This is a genomic window from Amorphus sp. 3PC139-8 (assembly GCF_040750475.1).
In the GTDB taxonomy this organism is placed as follows: domain Bacteria; phylum Pseudomonadota; class Alphaproteobacteria; order Rhizobiales; family Amorphaceae; genus Amorphus.
Genome location: NZ_JABJVY010000021.1, coordinates 35,436 through 49,724 on the forward strand (window position 1 = coordinate 35,436; position 14,289 = coordinate 49,724).

Genomic DNA, 14,289 nt, shown 5'->3' on the forward strand with positions numbered 1-14,289 from the left:
GAACTCCGCGAAGAGGTTGGCACAGCAAAGAGAAATTTCCGTCATACTCTCGGTGTAGGACCGCGCGATGGATCAGGGAGAGGGGCTTATGGAAGCGACCACCGAACAGGTTGCGGCAACCGCCGAGAGCGTCAGTGTCGAGGGGATGTCGGGCGAGGCTCTGCGCAGCCGTCCCGAGCGGTTTGTGAACCGAGAGCTCTCCTGGCTCCAGTTCAATGTCCGCGTGCTGGAAGAATCGGAGAACGAGAATCATCCGCTTCTGGAGCGGCTGCGCTTTCTCTCCATCTCCGCCAACAATCTCGACGAATTTTTCATGGTTCGCGTAGCCGGCCTGAAGGGCATGCAGCGCGAGCGCATCGAGACGCGCAGCGACGACGGGCTAACCCCGACGGAGCAGCTTGCCCGCATCGGCGAGGCGGTGGGCCAGCTTCAGCGGGCTCAGCAGCGCCGCTGGGCGGAAATTTCCCGCGATCTTGAGCGCAACGACATTCTCCTGCGCGACGCCGACCACCTCGGGCACGACGATCGCGAATGGCTGGAGCGCTATTTCCTCGGTCACATTTTCCCGGTGCTGACGCCGCTCGCCATAGATCCCGCGCATCCGTTCCCGTTCATTCCGAACCTGGGCTTTTCCCTGGTCTTCCATCTGGATGCGCCGGGCGGTGAGCCGATGATCGCGCTGATCCGCGTGCCGGCCCAGGTGGAGCGCTTCATCCGGCTGCCCGACGACGGCAGCGGGGCCGCCCGTTTCGTGGCGCTTGAAGACACGATTGCGCTGTTCATTCCGCGTCTATTCCCCGCCTATGAGGTGCGCGGCAAGGGTGCCTTCCGGGTGATCCGCGATTCCGACTTGGAAATCGAGGAAGAGGCGGAGGATTTGGTCCGCACCTTCGAGACCGCGCTGAAGCGGCGCCGGCGCGGATCGGTGATCCGGCTGGAGATCGAAGCCTCCACGCCGGAACCCTTGCGTCAGTTCGTGGCTTCGGCGCTGGGCGTGGCTGGCGACGAGATGTTCCTGGTCAATGGCCGGCTGGCGCTGAAGGATCTCTCCCAGCTCGTCGGCCTGGATCGGCCGGATCTAAAGTTCAAACCTTACAGCCCGCGTTTCCCCGAGCGCATTCGCGAACACGGTGGCGACTGTTTCGCTGCGATCCGCCAGAAGGACATCGTGGTCCATCACCCCTACGAGTCGTTCGATGTGGTGGTGCAGTTCCTGTCCCAGGCCGCGCGCGATCCGGACGTGGTGGCGATCAAGCAGACGCTGTATCGGACCTCCAACGACTCGCCGATCGTCAAGGCGCTGGGCGAGGCGGCGGAGGCCGGCAAGTCCGTCACTGCGCTGGTGGAGCTGAAGGCGCGCTTCGACGAAGAGGCGAACATCCGCTGGTCGCGGGATCTGGAGCGCGCCGGCGTGCAGGTCGTGTTCGGCTTCATCGAGCTGAAGACCCACGCCAAGCTGTCGATGGTGGTGCGCCGGGAAGGCGGTCAGCTCGCCACCTACTGCCACATCGGCACCGGAAACTATCATCCGATCACCGCGAAGATTTACACCGACCTGTCCTTCTTCACCGCCGATGCGGTGATTGCCCAGGACGTGGCGCGGATCTTCAATTTCATCACCGGCTATGCTCGCCCGGCCGAACTGTCGCGCATGGCTGTCTCGCCGGTGACGCTCCGAAACCGCCTGATCGAGCACATCGAAGGCGAGATGGAGCACGCCAAGGCAGGGCGCCCGGCCCAGGTGTGGATGAAGATGAACTCGCTGGTCGATGCCAAGATCATCGATGCGCTCTATGCGGCCAGCCAGGCCGGGGTGGAAGTCGATCTGGTGGTCCGCGGCATCTGCTGCCTGCGCCCGGGCGTGCCGGGGCTATCGGACAACATCCGGGTGAAATCGATCGTCGGCCGCTTCCTGGAGCACAGCCGCATCTTCTGCTTCGGAAACGGCTTCGGGCTTCCCTCGCCGCAGGCAATCATCTATATCGGCTCGGCCGATTTGATGCCGCGCAATCTCGATCGTCGGGTCGAGGCGATGGTGCCCATCGACAATCCGACGGTACATGCCCAGATTCTCGACCAGATCATGGTCGCGAATATCACCGACAATCAGCAGAGCTGGGAATTGCTGTCGAACGGTGGACACAGGCGTATCATCCCGGCCGAGGGCGAGGATCCGTTCAACGCCCATGAATATTTCATGACGAATCCTTCGTTGTCAGGCCGTGGACAATCGCTTCAAACTGATTCCCCCCGTACGTTCGCCACTCCCATCCAGCGCCAGCAGCACTGATATGGCCGGCGCCGTCGACAGCTCGGGCTCATCGACGGCTGAGGAGCGGGCGCCTGGCCGGCTTGCCGGCTTCGGCCCCATCGGTGTCATCGACATCGGTTCCAACTCGGTGCGCCTGGTGCTCTATGAGCGCCAGTCGCGCGCGCCGACGCCGCTGTTCAACGAGAAGGTCCTTGCCGGGCTTGGCAAGGGACTTTCGGAAACCGGGCGGCTGCGGGACGATTCCGTCGATACCGCGATTGCCGCCATCCGGCGCTTTCGCCAGCTCGCCACTCAGAGCGGCGCCACAAAGCTCGATGTGCTGGCGACGGCGGCGGTGCGCGATGCCTCCAACGGAACCGCCTTTATCGAAGCGGTGACGGACATTTGCGGCGGCGACTTGTCGGTGCTGTCCGGCCGGCAGGAAGCGGAACTCGCCGCGCTCGGCGTTGCCTCCAGCTTCTACCATGCCCGCGGCGTCGTCGGCGATCTGGGCGGCGGCAGCCTGGAGCTTGTGGACATCGATCACGATCGGCTGGGCGAGGGCGAGACGTTTCCGCTCGGCGGTTTGCGGCTGTCGGAAACCGCCAAGGGGTCGGCCCGCAAGGCGGGCAAGATCGCGGCGGAGGCGCTTGCCAATGCTGCAAGTCTAAAAGCGGCCCATGGGCAAAGCTTCTACGCCGTCGGCGGCACCTGGCGGGCGCTTGCGCACCTGCACATGCACCGCACCGGCTATCCGCTGCATATCATGCATCACTACACCATTCCGGCGGATGAGGCGTTCGAATTGTGTCGCATGGTCGTGCGCACCGAGCTGTCGGAGATTGCCGGCCTCGAAGTCGTGTCGCGGGCGCGGCGTCCGCTGTTGCCGTTCGGCGCAGCGGTGATGGAACAGGTGCTCAAGATCGGGCGCCCGAAGGACGTGGTGCTGTCGGCCCAGGGCTTGCGGGAAGGCCATCTCTACGCGGATCTTTCGCCGGAGTTGAGGGCGGAAGATCCGCTACTTGCGGCGGCCGGGGAGCTTGCCGAGCTGCGCTCTCGCTCGCCGCGCCACTGTCATGAGCTGGGGCCTTGGACCGGCGAAGTGTTTGCCGCGCTCGGGATCGACGAGAGCGAGGAGGAGGTGCGGCTTCGGCTGGCGGCCTGCCTGCTCGCCGATATCGCCTGGCGTGCCCATCCGGACTATCGAGGCGAACAGGCGGTGGCGATGATCGCCAACGGCGCCTTTATCGGCGTGGATCATCCTGGCCGCGGCTATCTCGCGCTGGCGATCTTCCATCGCTATGCGGGATCGGTGTCCGACAGCGAGATGCCGGCGATCCACCAGTTGATGTCGGCGCGGCTGAAATTCCGCGCGCGAATCCTCGGGGCTGCGATGCGGCTTGCCTACGGACTGTCGGCGGCGATGCCCGGCGTCATTCCGCGCACGAGCGTGGTTCGCGAAGGCGAGCGGATCGTGCTGCACATCCCGCGCGATTTCGCGGCCCTGGATGGGGAGGTGGTGCGCCGGCGCCTCGACCAGCTTGCCGATCTCGCCGACCAGGCCAGCACGGTCGTGGTGTCCTGATGCCTGCCGGCGCGGCGCTGTGAGCGGAAAAGCAGTTTCCCCTACGCCTCGGAGATCTCGCGGGCCAGCCGCAGCAACACGTGATCGGAGCCGACGGCGCCAATCAGAGAAATCCCGATCGGAGCCCCGTTCGGGGCCTGGGCGAGGGGCAGCGTTACCTGCGGAAGGCCGGCGAGGCCCGCAAGGCAGGTGAGCATGATGATGCGGGTCCGGAAGTCCTGCAGGTCCTGTTCCGCCGTCGAAAGCAACGGCGCGGCAGCGGGTGCCGTGGGCAGGCAGAGGACCGAATCCGGCCCGATCTGCGCTGTCAGCACCGAGCGGATTTCCCGGCGGCGGCGGACATGGAAGTCGATTTCGTCCTCGGCGATTCCGCGGGCCCAGTCGAGTCGGGATTGGACGCCGGCGCTGAAATGCGGATGGCGCTCTTCGATCCAGGCGGATTTCCCGGCCCAGACTTCGGCTGCCTGAGTGACGCGGAAGGTCAGGCCCCAGTCTTCTTCGCGTGGTGGGACGTCGGGAACGGAAAACACCCGCTCGAAACCGAACGAAATCCGGCGCACGGCAGCATCGATGGCCGGTCGGCTTTGCGGTTCGACGAGATCGAACGCGGAATCCAACAATAGGCAGTGGGGCAACTTCGGAGACGGCGGCGCCTCGATCAGCACGTCTCCGATGCGCGCCAGCATCGCTGCGCTGCGCGCAAACCAGCCGACGGTGTCGTAGCTGCGGGCGAGTTCCATGCAGCCGTCCGCCGAGATGCAGCCATGGCTCGGGCGAAAGCCGTAGATGCCGCAGAAGCTGGCCGGAATCCGCACCGAACCGGCGGTGTCGGTTCCGATCGCGAAGTCCACGAGGCCGGCTGCCGTGGCGACCGCCGAGCCGCTGGAGGACCCGCCCGGCACGCGGTCGGGCGCGGCCGGGTTTACCGGTGTGCCGTAGTGCGGGTTCTGGCCATAGAGGCTGTAGGCGATCTCGTCGGTTTCGGTCTTGGCGAGGCAGTCTGCGCCTGCCTTGAGGAGCATTTCGATCGCCGGTGCGGTGTGGTCGGCCGGATGGTCGCGCCCCGGCCATTCGGGATGGCCGCATCCCGTTGGATAGCCGGCGACGTCGAACAGATCCTTCACAGCGAAGGTGAGACCGGACAGCGCCCCGCCGGCGGCATGCGGAACGTCCGCATGGGGGTAGGGACAGAAGCAATGATAGTCGATCCCGGCGGCGCTGGTCGTCGTCCTCATTCCCACTGGACTTTCTGGTCTGCCTGCTGAAGGCGGATGAAATCCGCACCGCCCGGAGCAAAGCCCGTCCAGGCCTTTATTTCAGAACCGGGCGTGTCTTACGCAGGTCGTAAACCCATTTCCGCCCAATTCCGTTCCCGATCAGTCCACGGTCTCCGCGCCGGTTCCAGACTCACCCGCGGCGGCCTCGGTGTTCGAACCTTTCTTCGCGCGCCGCCGGCGCGGCCGGCGCTGCGATTTCGGCGCGAGCGCGTAAGGCTCGTCGGATTCCAGCGTCACCACCTTGCGGCCATCGAAGGTCAGGGCGAGGCGGCCTTCCTTCAGGGCTAGAGCCTGTTCGCCGAACAGCTCCCGGCGCCATCCGGAAAGCGCGGCCACCTCGTCATCGTCGCCGGCGGCAATGCGTTCCAGATCGTCCGAGGTCGCAATCACCTTCGCCGCGACCCCGTTGGCCTCGGCGACCTGCTTCAACAGCACCTTCAGCAGTTCCGAGGCCGCATTCGCGCCTTCCGGGGCCTGGCGGGCCTTCGGTGGCTCTGGCCACGTCTCCTTCGGGCTGTCGGCGGCGGTCGCGACGGTGGCCAGGATATCTCGGCCGCTTTTGGACCGCTCGAAGCCGCGCGGGATCGTCCGCAGGCGCGCAAGGGCGGCCTCGTCCTTCGGCTTTTGGGCGGCGATCTCGTAGAGCGCGTCGTCCTTCAGCACCCGGCCGCGCGGGACATCGCGGCTTTGCGCCTCGCGCTCGCGCCAAGCGGCGATGGCGCGCAGCACCGCCAGGTCGCGTGGTTGGCGCACCCGCATCTTCAGGCGCGTCCAGGCGAGTTCCGGTTCGAGCCGATAGGTGTCGGGGGAGGTGAGGGTCGCCATCTCCTCCTGCACCCATTCGGAGCGGCCCTGCTCGGCGAGCGCGCGGTCGAGATAGGCGTAGACCTCGCGCAGATGGGTGACGTCGGCGAGCGCATAGGCGAGCTGGTGCTCGGAGAGCGGACGGCGCGCCCAGTCGGTGAAGCGGTGGGACTTGTCGATCTTGTCGCCCGTGATGCGCTGCACGAGCTGATCGTAGGAAATCGAATCGCCAAACCCGCAGACCATGGCCGCGACCTGGGTGTCGAACACTGGATGCGGCACCAGACCGCCCAGGTGAAACACGATTTCGATGTCCTGGCGGGCGGCGTGAAACACCTTGATCACATTCGCATTGCCCATCAGCGCGAAGAAGGGCGTCAAATCCAGCGCATCCCCCCCGGCCACCGGGTCCACGATCACCGCCTCGTCCGGCCCCGCCATCTGGATCAAGCAGAGTTTCGGCCAGAACGTCGTCTCCCGCATGAACTCCGTGTCGACGGTGACGTAGTCGGCGGCGGCGAGACGGTCACAGGCGGCCGCTAGATCGGCAGTGGTGGTGATCAGGTTCATGAACGGGGTGGGGCGCAAACAAGATGGATGATGGGAACCGAAGCGCACGCGCCCGGCGGACGGAAAGGCAGTGCCTCAGATCATCGGATCGCTCGGGTCCGAGGTGGTTGGCGCGGCATCCTCCATCGGCTGGGAGGGGAAGCCCAGGAGCGAGCCGGCCGGATTGGCGTCGCGCTGGATCTCGACCGGGCTCGTCACATAGGCCGTGGCGAGCTCGGCGAGCGAACGCAGCGCATGCAGGTGAATCCGCTCGTAGCCGTGCGAGGCATCCACGCCGAAGGTTATCAGCGCGGTGCGCACATCGGCACCAGCTTCGAGCGCGGCGGCGCTGTCGGACCGGTAGTAGCGGAACACATCCTTCTGGTAGCGGATGTCGTGCTCCTTGCACAGCCGTACCAGCTTGTTGGTCAGATGCCAGTCGAACGGGCCGGTCTGGTCCGCCATGGAGACGGTGACGCCGAATTCGCTGGAATTCTGTCCCGGCGCGGTGGTGCCGTTGTCGATGGTGATCATCGAGGCAATGTCGTGGGTCAGGATCGACGAGCCGCCGTTGCCGACTTCTTCGGCGATGGAGAACAGGAACAGCGTGTCCACCGGCAGTTCGGGCTTTTCGCGCATCAGCGCGTCGATGGTGGCGAACAGCACCGCCACGCCGGCCTTGTCGTCCAGGTGCCGGGACACGATGAAGCCGTTGTCGATGAACTCCGGCTGCGGATCGATCGCCACCATGTCGCCGACCGAGAAGCCCAGCCGTTCCAGGTCGCGGGCCTTGGAGACGACCGCGTCCACGCGCAGCTCCACATAGCGCCAGCCGACGGGAAGCTCGTCGACTTCGTCGCCGAAGGTATGGCCGGAGGCTTTCAGAGGCAGGATGGTGCCGCGATAGGCGCCCTTGTCGGTGTAGATGGTGCAGCGGGCGCCTTCGGCGAATCGCGCCGACCAGTGTCCGACCGGAACGAGCTCCAGCCGCCCATTGTCCTTCAGGGCCTTCACCTGGGCGCCGAGGGTGTCGAGATGGGCGATCAGGGCGCGGGCGGGCTGGCGCTGCTTGCCGGGGATCCGCGCGCGGATCGCGCCGCGCCGCGTAATCTGCGTTTCCAGGCCGAGCCGGCGCAGCTCGGTGACCGCAGCGCGAACGATGGTGTCGGTGTAGCCGCTCGGGCTGGCGATCGACAGGAACTCGGCGAGCGTGTCTTTCAGATACTCGGTGTCGATGGTCAGGCGGGGCACGGCTCCTCCGGTTCTGTTCGACTTGCCTGTCGCGCAGCATGGGGGATCGAGAGCGGAAAGAGAAGATCTATGAACCGTTCCGCTGTCGGTTGGGGTTCGTGATTGGCAAGGCCGGGACGCTCGTTCGCCTCGATGAAGACGTAGTCGGGGCCGAGATGCGATTTCACGATCAGGTCGATCCCGACCACAGGAATCTCGATGGCGCGGGCGGCCTTGATGGCTGCGTCGACCAGGGTTGGATGTACGTGGTCTGTGACGTCGTGGATGGTGCCGCCGGTGTGGAGATTGGCGGTTCGGCGGACCGGAATTTCGTGACCTTCCTCGACGACGTCGTCCAAGCCGTAGCCGGCTTCCTTGAGTGCGCGGTTGGTCTCTTCGTCGAACGGAATCTTCGATTCGCCTCCGGTGGCCGCCGCACGCCGCCGGCTCAGGCGCTCGATAAGCTGACGCACCGTCGACCGGCCGTCGCCGGAGATGCGCGCGGCCCGGCGGACGGCGGCTGCAACCAGGCGATAATCGATCACGATCAAGCGTAGATCGTCGCCCTCGACGAATTCCTCCACCAGCACGCGGTCGGAAATCTGCTTGGCGCGCTCGATGGCGCCGTCGACATCGTCGTCCGCCGACAGCCCGACGGCGACGCCGCGCCCCTGTTCGCCGCGCGCGGGCTTGATCACGATCCGCTCGTGCTCTTTCAGAAAATCGGTGACGTCCTTGGGGTCGTCGGTCTCCAGTTCCGCCGGAACCCGTATCCCCGCGCGTTCCACCATGCGTCGGGTGACGGCCTTGTCGTCACAGATCGACATGGCGACGGCGGAGGTCATCTCGCTCAGGGATTCCCGGCAGAGCATGGAGCGGCCGCCATAGGTGAGGCGGAAGAACCCGCCTTCGGCGTCCACCACCTCCACATCGATGCCGCGCCGGCGCGCTTCGTCGACGATCAGCCGGGCGTACGGGTTGAGGCCGCTTTCCGGGCCCGGACCCGCAAACAGGCGTTCGTTGATCGGGTTCTTGCGCTTCAGCGCATAGACCGGGATCTGGTAGAAACCGAGCTTCTCGTAGAGCGCGATCGCCTGGTCGTTGTCGTGCAGCACCGACAGATCGAGATAGGCGTTGCCGCGGGCCTGGAAGACTTCCGCTAGACGGCGCACCAGCGCCTCGCCAATGCCGGGATGGCGCGCCTGCGGGTCGACCGCAAGACACCAGAGCGAGGCGCCGCGTTCGGGGTCGTCGAAGGCGCGCATATGGTCGACGCCGGTGACGGTGCCCACCACCGCGCCGGTCGCGTTGTCCTCGGCGATCAGGTAGATCAGCGCACGGTCCTTGCGGTGCCAGAAAAAGTCCGGCCGCACCGTGACCATGTGGCGGGCCGCATAGATGCGGTTCACCGCTTCGGCGTCTTCCTCGTTCGTCATGCGGCGAACGGTGAAACCCTGCAGCTTGCGCCGCGAGGCGCGGTAGGTCGACAGATCGAGCCGGTAGGTATGGGACGGGTCGAGAAATAACTCCTGGGGCGCGGCGGCGAGCGCCACGTGCGGCTCTCTGACATAAAAGCCGATGTCGCGCCGGCCGGGCCCTTCTTTCCGCATGCGCTCGGCGAGCGCCTTCGGGTTCTCGAAGGTTTGCGCAAAGTGCAGGTTGCCCCAGCCGCAATCCACCGACACACCGGAGCCGTCATTTTGATAAGGGGAGGCACGCTCGTTGCCGCGGAGCGGTTTGACCCCTTGCTCGCGCATGCGGCGAAGCCGGTGGGAGTAGCCGCGGTCGCGGCGATGGCCCGGCGAAGTGGTCATGTCCCCGTCCTTTTTCTCAGACGCCATTGGTCTGTAGCCACATCTCCAACAACGCAACCTGCCAAAGTTCGTTGCCGCGCAGCGGTGTGATGTGCGCGGACGGATCGTCGAAAAGCTGATCCAGATAGTCGCGACGGAACAGGCCGCGCTCTTTGGCCCGGTCGCTTGACAGCACGTCCTTGCACAGATCCAGCGTGGGGCCGGAGATGTACTTTAGCGCGGGAACCGGGAAATAGCCCTTCTTGCGGTCGATCACCTCCGACGGCACCACCATGCGGGCGACATCCTTCAGGATACCTTTGCCGCCGTCGCGCAGCTTGTGATCCGGAGGGATGCGGGCGGCGAGCTCGACCAGCTCATGGTCCAGGAAGGGGACCCGCGCTTCCAGGCCCCAGGCCATGGTCATGGAGTCGACCCGCTTCACCGGATCTTCGACAAGCATCACGGTGGAATCGATGCGAAGCGCCTTGTCGACCGGGTCGCTCGCGCCGGGCAGGCCGAAATGGTCGCGGACATAGGCGAAGCTCGGATCCTCGTCGAGCATATATTCCGACGAGATGTGCCGGCCCATCTTGGCGTGGTCGCGGTCGAAGAACACGCGGGCATATTCCGCCAGCGGATCGTCGGTCTGGGCTAGTGGGGGATACCAGTGGTAGCCGCCGAAGATCTCGTCGGCGCCCTGGCCCGACTGCACCACCTTGATGTGCTTGGAAACCTCTTCGGAGAGCAGGTAGAAGCCGACATTGTCGTAGGAAACCATCGGCTCGTTCATCGCCGCGACCGTGCCCGGAAGCGCCGCCATCAGGCGATCGGACGGGACGTGGATCTTGTGGTGATCGGTGCCGAATTCCTTGGCGATGATATCGGAATAGACGAACTCGTTGCCTTCCTCGCCGTGGGCGGCCTCGAAGCCGATCGAGAAGGTTTTGAGGTCCTTCTGGCCCGCTTCCGCCAGCAGCGCGACGATGAGGCTGGAATCGACGCCGCCGGACAACAGCACGCCCACCGGCACATCGGCGACCATACGGCGATCGACGGCGCGCTTCAGCGCGGCAAGAAGGCGCTCGCGCCACAGGTCCGCCGGCATGGCAATCTCGTCGTCGCTGCGCTCGTAGCTCACGCGCCAATAGACATGATCGCGGCTGGTGCCGTCGGGCTCGATGGTGCGGATGGTGGCCGGCGGCAGTTTGCGCACGCCTGTGAGGATGGTCCGCGGCGCCGGCACCACCGCATGGAACGACATGTAATGGTGCAGGGCAACCCGATCGATATCGGTGTCGATGTCGCCGCCGGCGATCAGCGCCGGCAGGGACGAGGCGAACCGCAGGCGGCCCGGCGCTTCGGCCAGATAAAGCGGCTTGATGCCGAACCGGTCGCGCGCCAGCACCACCCGACCGCTGTCGCGCTCCAGGATCGCGAAGGCGAACATGCCGTGGAATCGCTCCACGCAGGACGGCCCCCAGGCGTGATAGGCCTTGAGGATCACCTCCGTGTCGGAGTGGGCGAAGAAAGTGTAGCCCTCCGCCTCAAGCGTCTGCTTCAGGTCCGGATAGTTGTAGATGCACCCGTTGAAAACGATCGTCAGGCCGAGCTGAGTGTCGACCATCGGCTGCTCCGCGCGCGCAGACAAGTCGATGATAGACAGGCGCCTGTGACCGAACATTACGCGCCCGCGCCCGACGATGCCTTCCGCGTCGGGACCGCGCGGCGCCATCGCCTCGGTGATCCGTCCCAGTGCGGCTGCCGAGGCGATCGAGCCGTCGAAAGTCACCTCGCCACAAATGCCACACATGCAACCGTCCTCCGTTCGTTCCCTTTGACCCCAATGCGGGGCTGTCGACGTCCGATGTTTCAATAATATTTACAACTCAAAACTTTTGAGGTCAAATTGGTTCCATGATGCCCGTCGATTTCGATAGGCCCGACGAGGCCCGATCGACGGGATGTGTTTCGTAGACAACCGATCGCCCGGCGGCCGACTGGTTCGATGCCCGGGCGAGACATGCAAAACCGGCACCACGCGATGGCCCCCGTTCAAGACAATGTTTCCGCGACCGAGCCCGGACGGAGCCGGGCCGTCCTTGTGGTGCTGCGGCGAATCATTCGCGCGGTGGATCTTCAGTCGCGTCACGTGTCGCGCACCGTGGGGCTGACGATCCCCCAGCTTATCGTTCTGCAGGCGGCGCGCGACCTAGGCGAAGTAACGTCGACCACGTTGTCCTCGCATGTGTCATTGAGCCCTGCGACCGTCACGACGATCCTCGACAAGTTGGAGCGGCGGGGCTTGGTGGAACGCTATCGCAGCGCCAGCGATCGACGGGTCGTGCACACGAAGCTTACAACTCAGGGGTTGTCCGCGCTCGACAAGGCGCCGCCATTGTTGCAGGAGTCATTTATTCGGGCCTTCGAGGGCTTGGCCGCGGACCGCCAGGACGCCTTGTTGGCCGCGTTGGACCAAATTGCTCGGATGATGGATGCCAGCGCCGGCGACGAATCCACGTGGTTGATCGATACGGAAAGCGGTACCTAAGCTTCGATCGAGAGGTACGACATATGGTCGTCCGGGTGGATCGCGAGGATGGCGGCGTGAGAGGGCATCGACTCGCGGGTGCCCAAGTGGGTGGGTGAGACGATCGTTCGATGGGTGCCCCTGCCGAGCCACTGTTGCTGAGCCTGCTCGGGCCTGTCACGATCCTTGTGTTCGCGAGCGCCTACCTGTGGACCTGGTTCATCACCCACAGGCGGCACCACTACCTTTTGGCAATCGCCTTCGCGATGATCCTTCCGGTGCCGGGCGCGCTGTTGCAAATTTTTCCCGGCACCTTGGGCAAGGGCGCAACCACCGTTCTTTCGGGGGTTTTGTTCATGGCCGCTCCGCTGATTGCGGCGGAAGGCGTGCAGCGGCGGTATGGCCGCCAGTTCGGGTGGGCCTGGGATGTGGCCTTGCTGACGGTCGCATCCGCCGGCCAGATCTACTTCTGGTATGGCGATCAGGATTTCCAGGCCCGCGCCTACATCGTGAATTTTTTCGGTGGTATCGTCTTTGTCACCGCAGCCGTGCGGATTTGGACGGCGACCCGAGGGCGGACCGCCGATCGTCTGGTGTTCTGGGTTCTGTTCCTCTATGGCGTGCACGTGTTTCCACGCACGATCCTTATCAGCTGGAACGTGCCGAAATCGACGCTGGCTGCCTACGATTTCCCCTTGTTCTGGCAGGTGGCCAGCCTTTCCACCGCCGTGTTTGCCTCAGCGCTCGGGCTCGCCTTTCTGGTGGCGGTGTTGACCGAACACATGGACGAGCTGCGGCGCGATCGCGATGTCGATCCGTTGACCGGCGTGCTCAACCGTCGCGGCTTTGAGGAACAGGCTGGGCGTCTGCTCGCCGACTGGACGCACAAGGACCTCACGCTGATCCTGTGCGATCTCGATCATTTCAAGCGCATCAACGACACCTATGGCCACCGGATCGGCGACGAGGTTCTCAAGCGCCTCGGATCGCTTCTTAGTCAGATTAGCCGAAATAGCGATGCGCTCGGTCGGATCGGGGGAGAGGAGTTCGCGCTGCTTGCGCCGGATTGCGGGATGGAACAGGCCGAAGCCTTTTCGCGGCTGATCCACGAGACGATCGCCATCGCCGACTTCGAACTCCCCGACGGTCGCGCCGCCATCCGCGCGAGTCTCGGCGTGGCGGTGCGCCAACCCGACGAGACCTTCGCCGCCTGGTTCGATCGCGCCGACGCCGCGCTTTATCGGGCCAAGGCGGAAGGCCGCAACCGTACATGGTTCGCGGACTGAAGCGGGAGCGAACATCTGGTCTGCGCGAACTCGAATGGCGCGCGCGTGCTGGCGATCCAGGAGGCGACCGCGGCTCGGCGGGAGGTGACCTTAACCCGATGCATTGCGGGCGGCTTTCTCCCGGTCCGTCATGAAGCGGTCGAGCTCCGCTTCCGCCTCGTCTTCGGAGAGCGCCGGCCGCGGATCGTCCAAGGACCTGTGGACCCGCTCGCGGATGGCCTGCAGCCGCTCCGCATCCTCCAGGCGCTGGCGCTGCCACACCCGCACGGCGTCGCGCATGGCTTCGCTGGTGCTGACGAACTCGCCGGCCTTCACGCTCTCACGGATCGCCTGCATCATGTCGGCGGTCATGGTGATACTGACCTTCTCAGCATTCTGCATGGTCGCGTCCTTTCGAGCTTCTCTCGCAAGGTCGGATAAAATCCCACCCGACACCAGTAAAAATTACCTATGGTTGTTTTGGGTTGTGATGCGCCCCGATAACGCAAAATGCGCCGGGGGTCGTCGGGCGTTTGGAAAAAATTGGTGCGGACGGCGGGATTTGAACCCGCACGGCCAGAGGCCGAGGGATTTTCGTACCAGCTACGGCTTTCGCCGCCGCCTTCCGGCGTTTGTGGTCTGGACTATACCTTCACCCTAGCGACGCTGCCTTAGGTGCTGCCCGTCTAGTCTCTACACCTTCCCCTGATGGGGCTTGGCTCGGGATTGCCATCTGACAGGTTTCCCCGAGTTTGGGCAGTTCTACGTCCGGCGTTTCCACCGGCGCACTCAACGTTGGTTCAAGTCCCTTGTGTCTACCGATTCCACCACGTCCGCATGGTCTTTTCTGCTAGCAGGGTGGGGGTGAGCGCTCAACCCGGTTGTGCGCTGGGCAAAACCGTTGGCGCGCTTGTCTCCGTCGCCGAGGCGGCCGTCGGCAAGGTCTGGAGGGCGGCAATGCGGCTTACCAGCGCGGGGTGGGTGGACGGCCGGCTGCCGCTCCTG

The 14,289-nt window shown here is 65.0% G+C and carries 10 protein-coding genes; 4 read left to right on the plus strand and 6 right to left on the minus strand.

The genetic code is table 11. The annotated features are described in order from the left end of the window. Positions 1-145 precede the first annotated feature (145 nt). Together HNS03_RS18135 and HNS03_RS18140 are read left to right on the plus strand one after the other, a co-directional pair. A complete protein-coding gene (locus tag HNS03_RS18135) occupies positions 146-2,290 on the plus strand; it encodes an RNA degradosome polyphosphate kinase (protein WP_367197460.1) in 2,145 nt (714 codons plus the stop codon). A gap of 1 nt (position 2,291) precedes the next feature. Further along, positions 2,292-3,836 (plus strand): exopolyphosphatase, encoded by a 1,545-nt coding sequence (locus HNS03_RS18140; RefSeq protein WP_367197357.1) that lies wholly within the window; start codon positions 2,292-2,294, stop codon positions 3,834-3,836. 41 nt (positions 3,837-3,877) lie between these two features. Here the strand turns inward: HNS03_RS18140 and HNS03_RS18145 are convergent, their stop codons facing one another. The 5 genes from HNS03_RS18145 to HNS03_RS18165 all read right to left on the minus strand — a co-directional run bounded on the left by HNS03_RS18145 (position 3,878) and on the right by HNS03_RS18165 (position 11,302). Continuing rightward, positions 3,878-5,071, minus strand: coding sequence for an amidase (locus HNS03_RS18145; RefSeq protein WP_367197358.1), 1,194 nt, complete (start codon positions 5,069-5,071; stop codon positions 3,878-3,880). Positions 5,072-5,212: 141 nt separating this feature from the next. Next, positions 5,213-6,487 carry a ribonuclease D gene (gene rnd, locus HNS03_RS18150; protein WP_367197360.1) on the minus strand — a complete coding sequence of 425 codons (1,275 nt, stop codon included), beginning with the start codon at positions 6,485-6,487 and terminating at the stop codon, positions 5,213-5,215. Positions 6,488-6,562: 75 nt separating this feature from the next. Then, entirely contained in the window at positions 6,563-7,717 is a 1,155-nt protein-coding gene (locus HNS03_RS18155) for an osmoprotectant NAGGN system M42 family peptidase (protein ID WP_367197361.1), read from the minus strand. After that, positions 7,705-9,510 carry an N-acetylglutaminylglutamine synthetase gene (ngg, locus tag HNS03_RS18160; protein WP_367197362.1) on the minus strand — a complete coding sequence of 602 codons (1,806 nt, stop codon included), beginning with the start codon at positions 9,508-9,510 and terminating at the stop codon, positions 7,705-7,707. Before ngg ends, HNS03_RS18155 begins: the two co-directional genes overlap by 13 nt. Positions 9,511-9,526: 16 nt before the next feature. Beyond that, entirely contained in the window at positions 9,527-11,302 is a 1,776-nt protein-coding gene (locus HNS03_RS18165) for an N-acetylglutaminylglutamine amidotransferase (protein WP_367197363.1), read from the minus strand. A gap of 195 nt (positions 11,303-11,497) precedes the next feature. On the opposite strand from HNS03_RS18165, the gene HNS03_RS18170 reads away from it, so the two are divergent. Both HNS03_RS18170 and HNS03_RS18175 read left to right on the plus strand, forming a co-directional pair. Next, a complete protein-coding gene (locus HNS03_RS18170) occupies positions 11,498-12,040 on the plus strand; it encodes a MarR family winged helix-turn-helix transcriptional regulator (RefSeq protein WP_367197364.1) in 543 nt (180 codons plus the stop codon). 110 nt (positions 12,041-12,150) lie between these two features. Continuing rightward, on the plus strand, positions 12,151-13,305 hold the full coding sequence (locus HNS03_RS18175) for a diguanylate cyclase (RefSeq protein WP_367197366.1): 1,155 nt from the start codon (positions 12,151-12,153) through the stop codon (positions 13,303-13,305). Positions 13,306-13,395: 90 nt separating this feature from the next. Here HNS03_RS18175 and HNS03_RS18180 read toward each other — a convergent pair whose 3' ends face one another. After that, the gene (locus tag HNS03_RS18180; protein ID WP_367197367.1) at positions 13,396-13,686 is read right to left on the minus strand and encodes a type II toxin-antitoxin system ParD family antitoxin; all 291 of its coding nucleotides are present in this window, start codon (positions 13,684-13,686) and stop codon (positions 13,396-13,398) included. Between the last annotated feature and the right edge of the window lie 603 nt (positions 13,687-14,289).